Raw genomic sequence first — 18,990 nt, 5'->3', positions numbered from 1 at the left:
CTAAAACTGACTCGTCATACTACTTCTTAATTATACAAAAATAGTGCAAGATAGAAATAATTTCTTTCTTACACTATTTATGGTACTAAAAACTGACCTCCTTAAGTTGGTTTTTTAGTCCAACTTTTGGGGGGGCAGTACACTCTTAATTTGGGATAAGTGGTGATTTTTTTATATATTTAATCAGATATTTAATAAAATTTTCTAGGTATTTAATAAAATAAAGAATAAAACTATTGACAGCAGGAAAACATTTTGATATATTATAATTGCCGTTAATCATTTAACATATATCGGCTGTAATGTGGAGTATATCACTCGGAATACATATTTAAGGAGGCAATATGGACGGTATTCACACTATTTCTACTAATATGATGCAAACGACTGCAATAGCTATCGTGATGCTTTATGTGGGGAAATTCTTAAGGAAGAATGTTAACTTCTTCGATAGATTTTGTATACCAGCACCAGTAATTGGAGGATTTTTATTTGCTATAATTCATCTTATCCTAAAATCATCTGGTATAGCAACTTTTGAAATGGATACGACATTAAAAGATCCATTTATGATGGTTTTCTTTGCATCAATAGGTATAGGAGCAAACCTGGAAACACTAAAAAAAGGTGGAAAAGGATTTGTAATATTCCTTATTTTATCTGTAGTGCTTGTAGCTTTCCAAAATATTATTGGAATGGGGCTTGCTAAACTTATCGGTCAAAACTCATTGCTAGGTCTTGTTTGTGGATCTATTACTATGGTTGGTGGACATGGTACAGCAGGGGCTTGGGGTCCAGAATTAGAAGCTATGGGATTACCAGCTGGAGAAGTCGTTGCATTAGCTGCAGCTACATTTGGTGTAATTATGGGTTCATTAATAGGTGGACCAATTGGTTCTGCTAGAATCAAAAGACATAACTTAAAACCAAATCCAGAATTACTTGTTGAACCAGATAGTGAAGAAGAAGCAATAATTGAAAAAGACCATCCACTAGTAGTAGATGACTTTTTAAAAGTTTTTGCTTTAATATTTATTTCAGTTGGATTAGGTGCTATATTAAAACAATTTTTATATGACAATGTATCAATAGTAGGAACACCTCTTAACTTACCAGAGTATGTAGCAGCTATGATTTTTGCGGCTATATATGTAAACACAATTGGTAAAAAAGATGGTTGGGAAATAAATCAAAGAGCTAATGATATATGTGGAGCTATGGGACTTAATATTTTCTTATCAATAGCCCTTATAACACTTGACTTAACACAACTAAAAGCAGTAGCTGGTCCAATGTTAATAATTCTATTTGCACAAACTATATTTATGGCTATATTTGCTTACTTTATAACATATAAAGTTATGGGTAGCGACTATGATGCAGCTGTTCTAGCTGGAGGTATGTGTGGATTTGGCATGGGGGCTACATACAATGCTTTGGCTAATATGGATGCCATTACAGAAAAATATGGTCCTGCTCCAAAAGCATACTTTATCTTGCCGATGGTAGGAGCATTTGCAATAGATATTATTAATGTATTAATGATAACTGTATTTGCACAGATTACATTTTAATAATTTTTGATGTTAGTAATATACCAAGATATCTTATAAAATTATAAATAGGTTACGGGTTTAAGATTATGCTATAACTTACCTTTCCCGCTTGGTTATTTGAGACTAATGTTTAAGTAAAAAAGGTGATACTATAGATTAGTAGTGGTATCACTTTTTTGCTTTTTTGTTAAGTTAATTAGTATCTATTTAAATTATTAAGTTAGAAATATTGTGTGATATTATACAAATTATTGTTCTATAAATTTTATATTTAAAAATCAAGAGTTTTAGTTAAAAATATGATTTTTGTTTATATATAAATACGATATCCTAGTTATCTCTTTAAAAGAATATTAAAATTTGGTATTATATAATCTAGGATATGATAATCTTATATTTTGAGAATTGTAGAATTATTGTATCAGAAACTATTAGAATTTAGAAAGGAGGAATAAGTGAATTCAAATCAAATTTTAGATGCATTAGCAAACGATATCAATACATTGACTACTGCGCAAAAAATGCAGGGAGCAGGCCAAACAACTCTACTTTCTATGGGAACAGTTTTTGCGGTATTAGTAATATTAATATTAGTAATAAAACTTATGGGTAAAGCTGTTGGAGATAAGAAGGAAACTAATAATGTAAAAGAAACTTCTAAAACAAGTCCAGCAAAAAAAACTGTAAAAAAAGTAGAAGTAGAGGATGAAGATGAAGTTGTAGCAGTAATTACTGCAGCAGTTTGTCAAGCCTTGGGAAGCGATTCAGTAAAGATACATATTAAAGAAAATTAATATATAGTATAAATCATAATATAATTATGGAGGAATTTATGAAAAAATTAAATGTTACAGTTAATGGAAAGACTTACGAGGTTGAAGTAGAAGAAGATGATTTTCTTGAATCTCAAAAAAGACCAACTGTAGTTTATCAACCTGCTAGCAATACTCAACCAGCAGCATCAACATCAAATGAAACAGAAAAGCAAGCAGCACCTGCGGCAGCATCAGCTTCATCTGTTACTTCACCGCTACCAGGAACAATAAATAAAATAAATGTTAGTGAAGGTGAATCAGTATCTAAAGGTGATGTACTATTAGTACTTGAAGCTATGAAAATGGAAAATGATATAAAAGCTCCTAATGACGGAGTAGTTAACAAAATACATGTAGCTAGTGGGGATAATGTAAATACAGGGGATCCACTTGTAGATATCGCTTAGGAGAAAATAATGTCACACGTATTAGGGAATTTCTTATCTTCTACTGGCTTTGCTGCACTTACTTGGCAAGCAGTATTGATGTTAGTTATATCAGTTGTTTTAATTTATTTAGCTATAGATAAGGGATTTGAACCGTTATTGTTATTGCCAATTGGATTTGGTATGCTTTTAACAAATTTACCACTGGCTGGTTTAATGGAAGCAGGCGTAGACAAGCTTACAATAATTGATTCGGATAAAGCTAGTGGAGTGATATCTGTAGTCAATGAGTTACAGCAACCTGGCGGATTACTGGGCTATTTCTTTAAGGGTGATGAATTAGGTATATTTCCACCTTTAATATTTATGGGTGTTGGAGCTATGACAGACTTTGGTCCATTAATAGCAGACCCTAAATCATTAATTTTAGGTGCAGCAGCTCAATTTGGTATATTCTTTACCTTTATGGGGGCTATATTACTAGGCTTTAATGGTCAAGAGGCCTCTTCTATTGCTATTATAGGTGGAGCAGATGGTCCAACATCGATTTATCTAACAGGACAACTTGCTCCTCATATGTTAGGACAAGTTGCTGTAGCAGCTTATTCATATATGGCGCTTGTTCCGATTATACAACCTCCTATAATGAAGGCTTTGACAACTAAAAATGAGCGTGTAATTAAGATGCCTCAAATGAGAAAGGTATCTAAGAAAGAAAAGATAATATTCCCAATACTAGTAACTTTATTAGTATCTCTTACTTTACCAGATGCAGCTCCTTTAATTGGTATGCTTATGTTTGGTAATTTAATGAAAGAATCCCTAGTAGTTGAACGTTTATCAAAGACAGCTCAAAATGAACTAATGAATATAATCACTATATTATTAGGTTTATCAGTAGGAGCTTCAGCTTCAGCTGACCAGTTCTTAAATGTTGCAACTCTTAAAATATTGCTATTAGGTTTATTTGCCTTTGCTGTAGGTACGGCAACAGGTGTACTTATGGCTAAGCTTATGAACTTATTTTTAAAAGATGAAAATAAGATTAATCCATTGATAGGTTCTGCTGGAGTATCAGCTGTACCTATGGCTGCCAGAGTCTCCAATGTGGTAGGGCAAGAAGCTGATCCAAACAATTTCCTATTAATGAATGCTATGGGTCCAAACGTATCAGGTGTTATAGGATCTGCAGTAGCAGCAGGTGTGTTACTCACATTATTTGGATAATAATAGACAACAATTTAGGCGTTTGTATTTTATAACAAAGGAGGATTATGGATAAATTTTTATCTTATTTTGGTGAATTAAGTAAAAATCCAGGGGAAATCACTTCATTTAAGTTTGAGTATCTTACTACACTTGGACTTGCTGCTATAGTTATATTTCTTGGTAGGTTTTTGGTAAGTAAATCAAAAGCTTTACAAAAATACGCTATACCTGCTCCTGTGGTCTCTGGCATTATATTTTCGCTTATAATATCATTAATCAAAACTGTGGGAATTATAGACCTTACTTTTGATGCAGAAGTAACTAAAGATTTGGCTCAGAACTTATTTTTCTTGGCTGTAGGTTATAGTTTTTCCACAGAACTTATGAAAAGTGCTGGAAGTAAGCTTGTATTAAGAGTGACCTGGGTTTCCTGTTTACTGATATTATTACAAGACTTATTAGGTTTGGGAGCTGCTAAAGTATTAGGTCTCAATCCTTATTTGGGTTTACAGGCTTCATCTGCAAGTATGAGTGGTGGCGTAGGAACAGCAGCAGCTTTTGGTCCTATTTTTAAATCTATGGGAGCACCAAATAATGTAACAGAATTTGGTGTAGCAGCAGGTACTATGGGAAATATCATGGGATCATTAGTGGGCGGCCCTGTAGCTGCATATTTAATCAGAAAACATAATTTAAAATCTGATCCTAATGATAAGCCAGAAACAGCTAAGAAAAATATTGTTGCTGTAATTGACAACACAAAGATGATTAGATCTTTTGCAATGATGTTATTAATTGCTGCCCTAGGAATACCAGTAAAATATTTACTTGATTTGATACCCCTTATACAAATGCCTAAATTTATTGGATGTTTATTTGCAGGCGTTATAGCTAGGTATATAAAAGATAAAAGTGGAAGTGAGCTTTATATTCCAGAAGTTAATGCAATTCAGGATATGTTTTTAGAATTATATTTAGCTTTGGTATTAATGACAATTGACATAACAGCTATAGCTTCTCAAGCTTCATCCTTAGTAGTTATACTATTATTGCAAGCGATTTTAATTGCAGTATTTACTTTAACTATTTCATTTAAAGCTTTCGGATCAGATTATGGAGCAGCTGTTATGGCAGCAGGTAACTGTGGCTGGGGCTGTGGATCAGGTCCAAATGCTGTAGCTAATGTAAAGGCTGTTATGCAAGAGTATGGATATCATAATTTAGCTTGGGTGTTTTATCCTTCGTTTGCTGTAATTATAGATGATATATTTAATCCTATATTGTTGTCAGTCTTAGGCTCTTTATTAAGATAAATAATATTTATCATAATAGAATACATTCACTAAGTATAAAATTATGTTAATAACCTTTTTCGATTAGATTAGTTTTCGTTATACTATAGAAATATAGTAGTGAAGTAAGCAAAAGAAAAAGGTTGTTTTAGTTTTTAATATATAGCAGTAATGTATAAGTTGATTTAGAATATAATATATATTAGTAAATACCTTATTGAATATAAATATTTTACAACTTGAAACTGTATTCCCTGTATTTTTAGTGACATATACTTATCTCACTGAGGATGAATTTTGATAAAATTCATCCTCAGTGATTTTTTATTTAGATATTGTTTTTATAGTTAAAAATTCTTATTATTTATTGTTAATTAATTGCGTTCACTGTATATATTTTGTAATATAAAAATAGTGAGGTTTATAATTTACATGAAATCGATTTTGTGCTACAATGATTAAGAATGACATTAGAATAGTAAAGGAGAGATATAATGGAATATTATGTTGATTTAAACAGTGACATAGGGGAATCATTTGGTTCATATAAAATAGGATTAGATGAAGAAATTATAAAGTATGTTACAAGTATTAATTTAGCTTGTGGTTATCATGCAGGTGATCCACTTATTATGGATAAAACTTGTGAGTTAGCTCAACAAAAAGGTGTAAGAATTGGTGCTCACCCAGGATATCCTGATTTAATGGGATTTGGTAGAAGAAAGATGGATGTTAGTCCAGAAGAAGCTCGTGGATATTTCTTATATCAAGTAGGTGCTTTAGAAGCATTTGCAAAAGCTCATGGAACAACATTACAACACGTAAAATTACATGGAGCATTTTATAATACTGCTTGCAATGATGAAAAATTAGCTAATGCTATTTTGGATGCGGTTGAAGAGTATAACAAAGATCTAATATTAATGGTATTATCAGGATCATACATAGCTAAAGAAGGTAAAAAACGTGGACTAAGAGTAGCCCAAGAAGTATTTGCTGATAGAGGATATAATGAAGATGGAACTTTGGTAAATAGAAAGCTTCCAGGGGCTTTTGTAAAAGATCCTAAAGAAGCTCTACCACGTGTAATAAAAATGATAAAGGAAGGAAAAGTTACTACAGCTGATGGTAAGGAGATAGACATAGCAGCTGATTCTATCTGTGTGCATGGAGATAATCCAGAAGCTTTAGAGTTTGTTAGAATTTTAAAGGAAGGTCTAATAGAAGAAGGGATTAAAGTTACTTCTTTGGACGAATTTTTAGGAAAATAAGATGACAAAAAACAATAAAAATACAAATACTACTAATGATAAAGCTGTATACGAGCCTAAAGACGAGTCTACAGTTAAATCTGTAAAAAGTAAGAGTAATCCTTCAGTCCTCATTGGTGCAGCTTTTTTAATGGCTGCATCATCATGTGGACCAGGATTTATAGCACAGACAGGTAAATTTACATTTGACTTAGATAAGTCTTTTGCTTTTGTAATATTATCTGCCGTACTTATATCCCTAATTGCTCAACTAAATGTCTGGAGAGTTATATCTGTATCAGGTATGAGAGGTCAAGATATAGCTAATAAAGTTTTACCTGGCTTAGGATATTTCATTGCTGCTTTAGTTGCTATAGGTGGACTTGCCTTTAATATTGGTAATGTAGGTGGTGCAGGTATTGGTTTAAATATTTTATTTGGACTAGATCCAAGGATAGGTGCTGCTATAGGTGGTATTATAGGAATTCTAATATTCTCTAATCCAAAAGCTAAAAGTATTTTGGATCAAACATCAAAATACTTTGGTATCGTAATGATAATACTTATAACATATGTTGCTATAAAGACAAAGCCTCCAGTTGGAGAAGCGTTTGGATCTATGATAGTCCCAGAAAAATCAATGACTGAATTATTCCCTGCAATTATTACTTTAATTGGTGGTACAGTAGGTGGATATATCATCTTTTCAGGTGGACATAGATTAGTTGATGCTGGTATAACAGGAGAAGAGAATCTTGATGAAGTTAATAAATCAGCTATTTTAGGTATAGTTGTAGCATTTATTATGAGGGTATTATTATTCTTAGCTATATTAGGTGCTATAAGAATAGCTCGTGATCAAATCGACCCTCAAGATATTGCAGCAACAGCTTTTAGAGTTGGAGCAGGAAATGTCGGATATAAGGTGTTTGGACTTTTATTCTTCCTAGCATCACTTACTCCTATAGTAGGTGCAGCATATACATCTGTATCATTCCTTAAAACTTTATCTACAACTGTTGCTAAAAAAGAATCCTTGATTACTAACCTATTTTTAGTAATTTCAACAATAGTATTTATTATTATAGGTAAGCCACAAAAATTACTTGTAGTAGTAGGTACATTAAATGGATTTATTTTACCTATTACACTTGCTGTAATGTTAGCAGCAACTAGAAAGAAAGATATTATAGGAGAATACAAACACTCAAAACTATTGTATGTTCTTGGCATTTTAGTTGTTATATTTACTGGTATTATGAGTATAAAAACTTTGATTGAAATGGTAAGCGTAGGAATATAAAGGAAAATATATAATGGAAAATATAAAATATTTACCATCAGGAGATAGTGCTCTTGTAATGGAATTTGGTAATGAAATTAGTAAAGAAATTAATGCAAGTATATCTCAGGTAGTAAATTATCTTAAGGATGAAAAACTAAATGGTATTGTTGATATTTTACCAACTTATAGATCAATATTAATCAACTATGATCCTAGAGTTTTTACTTTTGATGAACTTGTAGAAAAATTAGATTCTATAGAAATAGCAGATACCAATCTTTCAGATGGGAATGTTAGATTAATAGAGATCCCAACTCTTTATGGAGGAGAATACGGGCCTGATATATCTAATGTAGCAGAAAATGCAGGACTTTCTGAAGATGAAGTTATAAAAATACATGCAGGTGTAGATTATTTGGTATATATGATGGGGTTCTTGCCAGGATTTACCTATTTAGGTGGTCTAGATGAGAGAATAGCAACTCCAAGACTTTCATCTCCAAGACTTAAAATAGTACCAGGGTCAGTTGGTATAGCAGGCACACAAACAGGTATGTATCCACTAGAATCACCAGGAGGATGGCAACTAATAGGCAGAACACCAGTAAAACTTTATGATCCATCTAATCCAGAATCGCCAGTATTTATAAATGCAGGTGATTATATTAGATATGTTTCAGTTGATGAGCAAACATATAATAAGATTTTAGAAGAGGTTAATGCTGGAACTTATAAGGTAAATATAAAAGAAGTTAAGAGGGGGGAACTCCGTGGCTAATGTTGAAGTTATAAATGGTGGTATGTTGTCCACTATACAAGATAGTGGAAGATACGGTTATCAAGAAATAGGTATCAATGTTTCAGGATTTGCAGACGATTATAATGCTAGAATAGCTAATCTACTTGTAGGAAATGATAAAGATGATGCTGTAATCGAAATGGCATTTTTAGGTTCAAGTTTTAAATTTAATGAACCAATGCTAATTGCCCTTACAGGAGCAGATTTTTCTCCAAATATAAATGGAGAACCTATAGAAAATTATAGATCTTATTTAGTAAAAGAAGGTGATGAATTAAACTTAACTGCTGCTAAAAATGGCTTCAGAGGCTATATAGCTTTTGGTGGAGAGATTGATGTTCCAGTAGTTAATGGATCAAAATCTACAAATCTAAAGACTGCTATAGGTGGCTATAAAGGACGCAAGCTAATGACAGATGATAGCTTTGATGTAAAAGTATCAGAAGGTACAAAAGAAAGAAAGCTTGCAGCAAAATATATAAATCAATATTCTAAATTTAGTGAATTAAGAGTAGTAAGAGGTCCACAAGATGATGCTTTTACAGATAAAGGAATATTTGATTTCTTTAACTCAGGTGGATACACAGTAACAAAAGATTTTGACCGTATGGGTATAAGGCTTTCAGGAAATAAAATTGAGCATAAAGAATCAGCAGATATAATATCTGATGGTACAGCTCTAGGGTCAATACAAGTTCCTTCAAATGGACAACCAATCATTTTATTTGTAGATAGACAAACAACTGGTGGATATACAAAAGTTGGCACTGTGATCACAGCTGATATTCATAAATTAGGAAACCTTAATTATAAAGATAAGATAATATTCACAGAAGTAAGCCCAGAAGAGGCAAATAAAATTGCTCGTGACTATTATGAAACTTTTGAAAATATCGCTAAGGAGCTAAATGCATGAAATTAAGTGAACTTGCAAACATGAGTCCTAAGGAAGTTAGAGGATTAATTAGAATAGGCGAAGTAAATATGCCTACATCAGGAATGAGTGAAGGTTATTTACAAGCAAATTTGGCTATTTTGCCTAAAAAATATGCTTATGATTTTTTACTTTTTGCCCAAAGAAATCCAAAACCATGTCCAATACTTGAAGTATTAGATGAAGGCTCATCATTAACTAAGATTATGGCTGATGGAGCAGATATAAAAACAGATATACCAAAATACAGAATCTATGAAAATGGTGAATTCAAAGAAGAAGTAACTGATCTTAAAAATGTTTGGCAAGATGACTTTGTGACATTTGTAATAGGATGTTCATTCTCATTTGAAAAGGCTATGATTGAAGCAGGTATTCCTGTAAGGCATATAGAAGACGAACATAATGTTCCTATGTATATTACAAATATTGAATGTGAAAGTGCGGGATCTTTTCATGGTAATATGGTAGTTTCTATGAGACCTATACCATATGAGGATGTAGTAAGAGCTAGCACAGTAACTGCAAGATTCCCAGCTACTCATGGAGCACCAATCCATATAGGAAATCCTGAGGTGATTGGTATCAAAGATATTGATAATCCAGATTTTGGCGAAAGAAGTGATTTTAAAGAAGGTGAAGTTCCGGTATTTTGGGCTTGCGGAGTAACTCCACAAGCTGTAGCTATGGCCTCAAAACCAGAAATTATGATTACTCATGCACCTGGTCATATGCTTATATTAGATAAAAAAGATGCGTATGTATCAGTATTTTAATTAGAGAGATTGTTACAAAATTATAAACAATTATCGTTTTATTAGAGCTAACTTATAAGTCATAATACTATTAAGTTAGCTCTTAAAAACTTATTTTTTATTTTTACTTGCGAGTACTCTTATAGCAAGAATTAATAAATATGGTTTATTTATCGTGTGGTAATTTCTTTTTATTTGAAAGGCAATGATTAATGAAAATATCCTTAATAGAACCAGAACTGCTTAGATTAAATGCAACTTATAATTTTAATTTGACAGAAGATTTAATAAAAAAAGCAGGAAAAGAAAATCCTGATGTTATAGTATTACCAGAAATATTTAATACGGCTGAAATAGATAGTCAAGCAATAAAATATGCAGATAATAATGGGAAAAATACTAAGCAACTATTATCAAAGCTTTCTAAAGAATTAAACATCTATATAATTGGTGGATCCGTTTTAGATAAAAGAGATGGTAGCATTTACAATACTTCTTATGTATTTGATAAGTTTGGTAAGCTTATAGGTCATTATGATAAAACACATTTATATTCAAGTTCTGGAGAAAAGGAAATAGTAAAGGCCGGGAATGATAGACTTATCTTTGATGTAGATGGTATAAAGTGTGGAGTTGTAATCTGTTATGATATAGAATTTGCTTCATGGGTTACCTCTTATGCTTTAGATGGTGTAGAAGTATTGTTTAATCCAGCAGCTTGGCATGAAGATTGGATGATTAACTATGATAGCTTAGTTAGAGCAAGAGCTATTGAAAACCAAATATTTGTGGTTGGTGTAAATTCTATTGGAAGAGCCTCTGAAGGATATTTTGGAGGCCATTCTCAGATAGTTGATCCAATGGGAAGATATATAATAGAGACAAGTAGTGAAGGTCCTATCAAGACAGCAAGTATAGATATAAATGATACAAAAGATTACAAAGAAACATTTAGAATTTTAAATGATAGAAGAGAAGACCTATATAGGAATTTATATAATTAAAGTAAAACAAAAATCGAAAAAACTATAAAAAATAGATGTTGATAAAAAAATAGCCTGTGTTATAATAGTATATGAAAATGTTATCACATCACATAAAATAAAGGAGAAAATTTTAAATGAAAGCCTTAATAATTGATTATATGTCAGATAAAATTGACAATGGATTGAAAGATTTGGGAATCGAATATGACAAGGAAATGCTTCCTAGTAAAGAAAAACTAATGGAGCTTATTCCATCATATGATATGCTAATAATGAGAGTTGATCCATTTATAGATAAAGATATCATGGATGCAGGAGAGAACCTAAAAGCAATCTTTGTAGGTTCAACAGGAACAAATCATATTGATAAAGATTATGCTAAAGAAAAAGGTATAGAAATATATAACTCACCAGGACTTAATGCAAACGCTGTAGCAGAACTTGTAATAGCAAAAATACTTGATCTTTATAGAAATACAGTACAAGCTCAAAATGAGATTAAAAATGAAGGAATCTGGAATAAGTACAGATGGGAAGGTAGAGAACTTAGAAATAAAACTATTGGAATAATAGGTTACGGAGCTATAGGTAGAAGAGTTGGAGAAATAGCAAATGTATTCCATATGGATGTACTTGCAAGAGATCCATTCCTCACAGAAGCTGATATTAAAGAAGACTACACAAAACTAACAGACCTTGATGAAATATTAGAAAAATCTGATATTATTACTTTACACATCCCTCTAACACCTGATACAAAAGATATGATAGGTAAAGAAGAACTAGAAAAAATGAAAGATGATGCTATAATCATCAATGCTGCTAGAGGTGGAATAGTAAATGAAGATGCTCTGTATGATGCATTAGAAAATAAAGTTATAGGCGGTGCAAACTTTGATACTATTTCAAATGAACTTGGTGCAGGTGGACTTGATTCTACAGATACTCATGTAGAAAGCAAGTTGTTTGATTGTGATAGATTCTATATCACTCCACATATAGGTGGATCTACAAAAGATTCTCAAGATGATATAGGTGATGTTGTACTTGGAAATATCAAAAAACACTTTGATTTATAATTAAGATTAACATTGAAAGTTGCTATAAAAAGTTATAGCAACTTTTTATGTTGGAAAATTTACTAACTCACTATAAAATATATAACTTATGAAATCTTACTTTAAGACTTAATTAATGAGTACTTGAATTAGCAATTGATATAAGGATTAATTTTTATTAAAATAATAATTGAAATTTAACGAACAAAATATTTATAGATTAGAATATTGCTATCAAATATAAGATGTATTTATTCATAAGTACTAGCTGTATAAATAGTCCTAGTTAAAAGTAGAATAAGTAAAGTAATTAATTTGAATAAAAAAGATTAATAAATATTTTAGTAAATATTTGTTAGCTTAAATAATTAGTATATAAGATAATAAAAATAGTGCATAGAGTAATTATTACTCTATGCACATTTAATTTACTTAATTATTAATTAGTATATAGCACTAATTTAAAATTAGTACCAACCTCTTAATTTCATAGCTTTTTCGATTGATTGGATAGCATACATATAAACGCCGTCTCTTGGAATTACATCATATTCATCACAAACTGCGAATACACCTTCTATAGCTTTCATCATATCAGCTTCTTGTTTTTCTTCTACTTCAGCTTCATCCCAATAATATCCATATTGGTTTTGTACCCATTCATAGTAAGATACTAAAACTCCGCCAGAGTTTGTTAAGATATCTGGAGTTAGTGGAATATTTCTTTCTTCAAGAACTTTATCAGCTTCTGGAGTTGTAGGACCATTAGCAGCTTCACAAACTAATTTAACATTTAATTTTTCAGCTACATCTTTTGTAATTACATTTTCAAGAGCAGCTGGAACTAAGATATCCCATTCACCTTCCCAGAAATCTTTTTCAGAAATTTTTTCTGCATTTGGATATCCGATTAGTGTGTGGTTTTCTTCTTTATAAGCTAATAGATCTTTAAAGTCGAATCCTTCTTCGTTGTATAAAGCGTAGTTTCCTTCTTTTTTGTCCCATTCAGCTATAGCGTTAACTTTTCCGCCTTGTCTTTCGATATTTTTAACTGTATAGCTTCCTACGTTACCAAAACCTTGAACAGCTATTTTTGCCGTATTGATGTCAAGACCATATCTTTTAGCAGCTTCTCTTACTACTACTGCTACACCAAATCCTGTAGCTTCGTTACGTCCTTGAGATCCAGAGAAATCAACTGGTTTACCAGTAAATGTACCAATGTCGAATCTATCTCCGTTTAATTTAACATATTCATCAACCATCCAGCTCATGATTTGTCCGTTTGTATTAACATCTGGAGCAGGAATATCAATTCTATCACCTAGGTATTTATAAAGTCCTCTTACATAACCTCTAGCTACTTGTTCAAGTTCTCTTTCAGATAATTCGCTAGGATCTACAGCAACTCCACCTTTACCACCACCGTATGGTAAACCAAGAGCTCCGCCTTTAAAAGTCATCCAAAGTGACAAAGCTTTAACTTCATCTAGGTTTACATTTGGATGGAATCTACATCCACCTTTTGATGGACCTACTGCTGTTGAGTGAGCTGAACGCCATCCTTTAAATACTTTAACTGAACCATCATCCATTTTTACTGGAATAGAGATTTCAATTACTCTTTCAGGTTCTTTTAAAATTTCATATACTGCAGGATCAGCACCAAGCTTATCGCAAGCTTTTTTTACTTTTTGTTGGGCTGACTCTAATGGGTTTAATGTTTCTGTCATTATTTTCCTCCTAACGACTAATTATTGTAATAATGTTTACGGTAATATTATAACGTATACGTTTTCATTTTTCAATAGTAAATTGTTAATAAAATCATAAAAATTATATACTGTTATATGTATTAGAAATCATTAGCTTTATAAAAATTTAAACTCTTTAAATTTGTGGATTATATGAGTTTTTGTAATCAAAAATATAAATAAAAAAGTTAATAAATATTAAATATTAATATAATTTTGCATAATAAAGTTTAATATAAAATTATATTTACTTACCTTTAGAAAATGATTTCTTGAAAAAATAAGATAAAAAATTTCATTTTACTTTATTATGTAAAAATAAGGCTTATACCTTTTTTATAAAAAAAATTTGTTTGAGAAAATACTTTCATTAGTTTTAAACTTATGATATACTTTTAATAGTCATTGTATGAAATGAAGGAGGAATTAATGAGTAATCAGTTTGAATATGATGATTTTGTATTTGATGGTGATACTATCGTAGCTCTTACAAGAAAAGGTAAAGATAAAATTAAAGAAGAGAAGATAAAATCAATGCCCATCCCAACTACAAATCCTGAAGGACAAGCTATAAAAAAAATCGGGGAAAAAGCTTTCTTTAGAAGATTTTTTACTTCAGTAGAAATACCGGATACAGTAGAAGAAATTGGATTTGAGGCATTTGGTCAAAATGAAATAGAAGAGATAAATATTCCAGAGAGTGTAAAAGAAATTGGAGCTTTTGCATTTTATAGAAATAAACTTTCTTCTGTAAAGATTCCAAAAGATGTTACTGTTATTAATAAGTATGCTTTTTCTTTAAATAATATAGAAAGTATTACTTGGAATGAAAAAGTTGAAAAGATAGATGTTTCTGCTTTTTATGATAATAACCTTAAAGAGGTAGAAATTCCTGATACTGTTAAAGAAATAAACGAATTTGCTTTTCACAATAACAACATCAATCAAGTAGAGATTCCTACTGGATGTGAAATTGATCATAGAGCATTTGAAGAAAACACTGAAGTTATAAAAAATTAACTTAAGTTTTATATAAAAATAATTTTTAAGAAAGAGGTATATATTGAGTAAGACAATAAAGGAAGAATACTCAATCCATGTAAAAAATAGTAATAAAGACTATGATGTTATAGTTGAGTATGAAGATCCAATACCTGAAAAAGTCACAATTGATGATTTTGATATTCCAAAAACTCCAGAATTTGGAAATGATAACAAATAAAGTTTATATTTTTTAAATTACATAATTTAATAATGAAAGGATTATAAATGAAAAATACTAAGGTAACTAGCCTTCATGATGCTGTTAAACGTTATGTAGAGGATGGAGATACTCTATGTCTTGGCGGCTTTACAACAAATAGAAGACCATATGCTGCTATACATGAAATTTTAAGACAAGGACAAAAAGATTTTATAGGAGAAGGTGGACCTGCTGGCGGTGATTGGGACCTTCTTATAGGAGAAGATAGAGTAAAAGCTTATATAAACTGTTATACAGCAAACTCAGGATTTTCTAATGTATTAAGAAGATTTAGGGCTAAAGCTGAAAATGGAACTCTTTTAATGGAAGATTATTCTCAAGATGTGGAAATGCTTAGACTTCACGCTGCATCTTTAGGATTACCATATCTTCCTGTAAAACTTATGCAAGGAACAGACTTGGTTGATAAATGGGGTATTTCTAAAGAAGAAAGAGAAAAAATAGATAAATTACCAAATGATAAGTTCTTCTATGTAACTGACCCATTTTCTGGTGACGATAAAGTTGTAGCAGTTCCAGTTCCTCAAATCGATACTGCTATAATTCACGCTCAAGTTTGCTCACCTGATGGAACAACAAGAATTATTGGTGATGAATTCCATGATGTAGATATAGCTATAGCTGCTAAGAAAACAATAGTAACATGTGAAGAACTTATGAGCAATGAAGATATAAGACGTGATCCTACTAAAAATACAATCCCAGGTATGTGCGTAGATGCTGTAGTTCATGTACCAAAAGGAGCTCATCCTTCACAATGTTATGGTTATTACGATTATGATGCTAACTTCTTAAGAATGTATGAACAAGTTTCAAAAACAGAAGAAGGATTTAAAGCTTTTGTTCAAGAATATATATATAATTTCAAAGATCATAGTGAATATCTAGAAAAAATAGGCCTAGAAACATTGCTAAATATTATGGCAGTTCAAGGCTATGGATATGCTACAGATGTGTTAAAGAAACAAGCAGATAACGAAGAAAAGGGAGAGGATAGCGATAATGAGTAATTATGAAAATTACACTATAAGAGAGATGCAAGCTATAACTATAGCTCAACAAATTGAAGATGGACAAATAGTTATAGTAGGAACAGGTCTTCCATTAATAGGAGCGTCAGTTGCAAAAACTGTATTTGCACCAAATTGTAAAATAATTGTGGAATCAGGTCTTATGGATTGTAAACCAATTGAAGTACCAACTTCTGTAGGTGATATTAGATTAATGGCTCATTGTGCTGTTCAATGGCCAAACTATAGATTTATTGGTTTTGAAACAAACGAATGGTTACATGATGAAAATAGAATGATAGCATTCATAGGTGGAGCTCAAATAGATCCTTATGGAAACGTAAACTCAACAGTTATAGGTGATTACAATAATCCAAAAACTAGATTTACAGGTTCAGGTGGAGCAAATGGTATAGCTACATATGTAGATACTGTAATAATGATGCAACACGAAAAAAGAAGATTTATTGAACAAGTAGACTATGTAACATCACCAGGTTATATGGATGGTCCTGGTGGACGTGAAAGAGCTGGTCTTCCAGGAAATAGAGGACCTAAGATGGTCGTTACAGACAAGGGGATCTTAAAGTTTGATGAAGAAACTAAAAGAATGTATCTAGCTGGATACTATCCAACTTCTTCAATTGAAGAAATTGTAGAAAATACTGGATTTGAAATTGATACAGACAAAGCTGTTGCTTTAGAGGCTCCAAGTCCAGAAATTATTAAACTTATAAGAGAAGAGATCGACCCAACTCAAGCGTTCATCAAAGTTCCTAAGGACTGATAGAAGGGATAATTTATGGGAAATTATACATTACATCCTTATTTTCAAAATATGAAAACTATTGGATCAGAAATTGATTCAATAGATAGTGAAAATTGTGATTTACTAACTGCCGTTGAGAACGAAATAAGAGATGCTATAAAAGAAGTACAGGCTGCTGGTAAGCCAGATGAGAAAGTTAACGAAAGAGGAGAATGGACAGTTCTACAAAGAATTCACGAATTGGTAGATGACAAAACTTTTGTTCCATTAAACTCATTATTCAATCCAGAAGGAAATAAGAATGGATCAACTGGCATCGTAAAGGGTCTAGGAAAAGTAGCTGGTAAATGGTGTTTGATAGTTGGATCTGATAATAAAAAACTTGCTGGTGCATGGGTAGCTGGTCAAGCGGAAAACTTAGTAAGGGCAAGTGATACAGCTAAAAGACTTAATATTCCTTTGGTATATGTACTTAACTGTTCAGGTGTAAAACTTGATGAACAAGAAAAAGTTTATGCAAATAGACGTGGTGGTGGTACACCTTTCTACAGAAACTCTGAACTTAACCAATTAGGTATACCAGTAATAGTAGGGATTTGGGGAACAAACCCTGCTGGTGGTGGCTATCACTCAATTTCTCCAACAGTTATAGTAGCTCATAAAGATGCTAATATGGCAGTAGGTGGTGCTGGTATAGTTGGTGGTATGAATCCAAAAGGTTATATAGACGAAGAGGGTGCTCAAGATATAATCAAATCTACTGAATCTGCCGGTGTTACAGCTCCTCCAGGATCAGTTGGTATTCACTTTGCTGAAACAGGATTTATGAGAGAAGTTTACTCAAATGAACAAGGTGTATTACACGGCATAAGAAAATTTGTAGATATGCTACCTGCCTATGATTTAGACTTCTTTAGAGTAGATGATCCAAAAGATCCATTATTCTCAGCTGATGATATATACAGTATATTACCAATGAATACTAAAAAGCCATATGATATGTATCAAGTAATAGCTAGATTAATAGATGGATCAGAGTTCGAAGAATTTAAAAAAGGTTATGGTCCTGAAATGATTACAGGAATAGCAAAAGTTAATGGCTTACCTACAGCAATAATAGCTAATGCTCAAGGCTTACTTATGAACTATCCAGAATATAAAGCTAGTGGTAGTGTCGGAGTAGGTGGAAAATTATATAGACAAGGTCTTATAAAATTAAATGAATTTGTAACCTTATGTGCAAGAGATAAATTGCCTATAATTTGGATTCAAGATACTACAGGAATAGACGTAGGTGATGAGGCTGAGAAAGCTGAATTATTAGGACTTGGACAATCATTGATTTATTCTATACAAAATTCTAATATACCACAAATGGAGATTACTCTTAGAAAAGGTACTGCAGCAGCTCACTATGTACTAGGTGGACCTCAAGGTAATGATACAAATGCCTTCTCATTAGGTACTGCAGCTACTGAAATAAATGTAATGAATGGTGAAACTGCATCTATAGCAATGTATTCAAGAAGGCTTGTTAAAGATAATAAAGCAGGCAAAAGCTTAGATGATACTATTGAAAAAATGAATGCGTTGATACAAGATTATAAAGAAAAATCAAAACCAATGTATACAGCTATAACTGGTATGGTAGATGAAGTTGTAAACTTAAATGCTATGAGAAATTATATGGTTGCATTTACAGAATCCAGCTACCAAAATAAACAAGAAATTTGTCCAGTTCATCAAATGATACTTCCTAGAATAATTAAAGGATAATTTTTAATTATAATAATTTAACATTCATAAATTTTAAAAAGCTAATTCAATTGAATTAGCTTTTCAAATGAGTATGATGATACTGATAGAAA

Annotated in this window: 18 protein-coding genes; 17 read left to right on the top strand and 1 reads right to left on the bottom strand. The window is 31.6% G+C overall.

The annotated features are described in order from the left end of the window. The first annotated feature begins 344 nt into the window (after positions 1-344). The 12 genes from gltS to J2Z39_RS02020 all read left to right on the top strand — a co-directional run bounded on the left by gltS (position 345) and on the right by J2Z39_RS02020 (position 12,346). Positions 345-1,574: a sodium/glutamate symporter gene (gltS, locus tag J2Z39_RS02075; RefSeq protein ID WP_245325653.1), complete on the top strand. Its 1,230-nt coding sequence runs from the start codon at positions 345-347 to the stop codon at positions 1,572-1,574. A 437-nt stretch (positions 1,575-2,011) separates the two neighbouring features. Beyond that, a complete protein-coding gene (locus J2Z39_RS02070) occupies positions 2,012-2,350 on the top strand; it encodes an OadG family protein (RefSeq protein WP_117520533.1) in 339 nt (112 codons plus the stop codon). Positions 2,351-2,388: 38 nt separating this feature from the next. Next, positions 2,389-2,778 carry a biotin/lipoyl-containing protein gene (locus tag J2Z39_RS02065; RefSeq protein WP_117520531.1) on the top strand — a complete coding sequence of 130 codons (390 nt, stop codon included), beginning with the start codon at positions 2,389-2,391 and terminating at the stop codon, positions 2,776-2,778. A gap of 6 nt (positions 2,779-2,784) precedes the next feature. Then, positions 2,785-3,984, top strand: a complete 1,200-nt coding sequence (locus J2Z39_RS02060; RefSeq protein WP_425353061.1) for a sodium ion-translocating decarboxylase subunit beta — start codon at positions 2,785-2,787, stop codon at positions 3,982-3,984. A 47-nt stretch (positions 3,985-4,031) separates the two neighbouring features. Further along, entirely contained in the window at positions 4,032-5,279 is a 1,248-nt protein-coding gene (locus J2Z39_RS02055) for a sodium/glutamate symporter (RefSeq protein WP_209813527.1), read from the top strand. A 473-nt stretch (positions 5,280-5,752) separates the two neighbouring features. Next, the gene (locus J2Z39_RS02050) at positions 5,753-6,529 is read left to right on the top strand and encodes a LamB/YcsF family protein (protein ID WP_117520525.1); all 777 of its coding nucleotides are present in this window, start codon (positions 5,753-5,755) and stop codon (positions 6,527-6,529) included. A 1-nt stretch (position 6,530) separates the two neighbouring features. Then, positions 6,531-7,811, top strand: coding sequence for an NRAMP family divalent metal transporter (locus tag J2Z39_RS02045; protein ID WP_209813526.1), 1,281 nt, complete (start codon positions 6,531-6,533; stop codon positions 7,809-7,811). 13 nt (positions 7,812-7,824) lie between these two features. Next, a complete protein-coding gene (pxpB, locus tag J2Z39_RS02040; RefSeq protein ID WP_181965105.1) occupies positions 7,825-8,571 on the top strand; it encodes a 5-oxoprolinase subunit PxpB in 747 nt (248 codons plus the stop codon). Beyond that, complete coding sequence (locus J2Z39_RS02035) at positions 8,564-9,508, top strand: 5-oxoprolinase subunit C family protein (protein ID WP_209813525.1); 945 nt, start codon at positions 8,564-8,566, stop codon at positions 9,506-9,508. The genes pxpB and J2Z39_RS02035 overlap by 8 nt, the downstream gene beginning before the upstream one ends. Then, positions 9,505-10,302, top strand: coding sequence for a putative hydro-lyase (locus tag J2Z39_RS02030; RefSeq protein WP_117520517.1), 798 nt, complete (start codon positions 9,505-9,507; stop codon positions 10,300-10,302). The genes J2Z39_RS02035 and J2Z39_RS02030 overlap by 4 nt, the downstream gene beginning before the upstream one ends. Before the next feature lie 191 nt (positions 10,303-10,493). Continuing rightward, a complete protein-coding gene (locus tag J2Z39_RS02025; RefSeq protein WP_209813524.1) occupies positions 10,494-11,285 on the top strand; it encodes a nitrilase-related carbon-nitrogen hydrolase in 792 nt (263 codons plus the stop codon). 116 nt (positions 11,286-11,401) lie between these two features. Continuing rightward, positions 11,402-12,346: an NAD(P)-dependent oxidoreductase gene (locus J2Z39_RS02020; protein ID WP_117520513.1), complete on the top strand. Its 945-nt coding sequence runs from the start codon at positions 11,402-11,404 to the stop codon at positions 12,344-12,346. 446 nt (positions 12,347-12,792) lie between these two features. Here the strand turns inward: J2Z39_RS02020 and J2Z39_RS02015 are convergent, their stop codons facing one another. Then, positions 12,793-14,058 carry a Glu/Leu/Phe/Val family dehydrogenase gene (locus J2Z39_RS02015; RefSeq protein ID WP_117520512.1) on the bottom strand — a complete coding sequence of 422 codons (1,266 nt, stop codon included), beginning with the start codon at positions 14,056-14,058 and terminating at the stop codon, positions 12,793-12,795. A 450-nt stretch (positions 14,059-14,508) separates the two neighbouring features. Between J2Z39_RS02015 and J2Z39_RS02010 the strand changes: the two genes are divergently transcribed. Genes J2Z39_RS02010 through J2Z39_RS01990 form a run of 5 tightly spaced genes read left to right on the top strand, consistent with a single transcriptional unit; the run spans position 14,509 to position 18,898 of the window. Beyond that, positions 14,509-15,099: a leucine-rich repeat domain-containing protein gene (locus J2Z39_RS02010; RefSeq protein WP_117520510.1), complete on the top strand. Its 591-nt coding sequence runs from the start codon at positions 14,509-14,511 to the stop codon at positions 15,097-15,099. 43 nt (positions 15,100-15,142) lie between these two features. Continuing rightward, on the top strand, positions 15,143-15,301 hold the full coding sequence (locus J2Z39_RS02005; RefSeq protein WP_181965104.1) for a hypothetical protein: 159 nt from the start codon (positions 15,143-15,145) through the stop codon (positions 15,299-15,301). Between the two features lie 47 nt (positions 15,302-15,348). Next, positions 15,349-16,353: a glutaconate CoA-transferase subunit A gene (gene gctA, locus J2Z39_RS02000; RefSeq protein WP_117520508.1), complete on the top strand. Its 1,005-nt coding sequence runs from the start codon at positions 15,349-15,351 to the stop codon at positions 16,351-16,353. Further along, entirely contained in the window at positions 16,346-17,140 is a 795-nt protein-coding gene (gene gctB, locus J2Z39_RS01995; protein WP_117520505.1) for a glutaconate CoA-transferase subunit B, read from the top strand. The genes gctA and gctB overlap by 8 nt, the downstream gene beginning before the upstream one ends. Positions 17,141-17,155: 15 nt before the next feature. Continuing rightward, on the top strand, positions 17,156-18,898 hold the full coding sequence (locus J2Z39_RS01990) for an acyl-CoA carboxylase subunit beta (RefSeq protein ID WP_117520504.1): 1,743 nt from the start codon (positions 17,156-17,158) through the stop codon (positions 18,896-18,898). The last annotated feature ends 92 nt before the right edge of the window (positions 18,899-18,990 follow it).

The organism is Anaerococcus nagyae, from assembly GCF_017874535.1.
In the GTDB taxonomy this organism is placed as follows: Bacteria; Bacillota; Clostridia; order Tissierellales; family Peptoniphilaceae; genus Anaerococcus; species Anaerococcus nagyae.
This window is presented reverse-complemented; position numbering and strand designations above follow the sequence as displayed.

Bases quoted from the DNA above. Each gene is read 5' to 3' on its own strand.
- J2Z39_RS02030 (WP_117520517.1), top strand. From the start codon at position 9,505: ATGAAATTAAGTGAACTTGCAAACATGAGTCCTAAGGAAGTTAGAGGA.
- gctA (WP_117520508.1), top strand. From the start codon at position 15,349: ATGAAAAATACTAAGGTAACTAGCCTTCATGATGCTGTTAAACGTTAT.
- J2Z39_RS02050 (WP_117520525.1), top strand. From the start codon at position 5,753: ATGGAATATTATGTTGATTTAAACAGTGACATAGGGGAATCATTTGGT.
- J2Z39_RS02010 (WP_117520510.1), top strand. From the start codon at position 14,509: ATGAGTAATCAGTTTGAATATGATGATTTTGTATTTGATGGTGATACT.
- J2Z39_RS02025 (WP_209813524.1), top strand. From the start codon at position 10,494: ATGAAAATATCCTTAATAGAACCAGAACTGCTTAGATTAAATGCAACT.
- gctB (WP_117520505.1), top strand. From the start codon at position 16,346: ATGAGTAATTATGAAAATTACACTATAAGAGAGATGCAAGCTATAACT.
- J2Z39_RS02055 (WP_209813527.1), top strand. From the start codon at position 4,032: ATGGATAAATTTTTATCTTATTTTGGTGAATTAAGTAAAAATCCAGGG.
- J2Z39_RS02020 (WP_117520513.1), top strand. From the start codon at position 11,402: ATGAAAGCCTTAATAATTGATTATATGTCAGATAAAATTGACAATGGA.
- J2Z39_RS01990 (WP_117520504.1), top strand. From the start codon at position 17,156: ATGGGAAATTATACATTACATCCTTATTTTCAAAATATGAAAACTATT.
- J2Z39_RS02015 (WP_117520512.1), bottom strand. From the start codon at position 14,058: ATGACAGAAACATTAAACCCATTAGAGTCAGCCCAACAAAAAGTAAAA.
- J2Z39_RS02045 (WP_209813526.1), top strand. From the start codon at position 6,531: ATGACAAAAAACAATAAAAATACAAATACTACTAATGATAAAGCTGTA.
- pxpB (WP_181965105.1), top strand. From the start codon at position 7,825: ATGGAAAATATAAAATATTTACCATCAGGAGATAGTGCTCTTGTAATG.
- gltS (WP_245325653.1), top strand. From the start codon at position 345: ATGGACGGTATTCACACTATTTCTACTAATATGATGCAAACGACTGCA.
- J2Z39_RS02065 (WP_117520531.1), top strand. From the start codon at position 2,389: ATGAAAAAATTAAATGTTACAGTTAATGGAAAGACTTACGAGGTTGAA.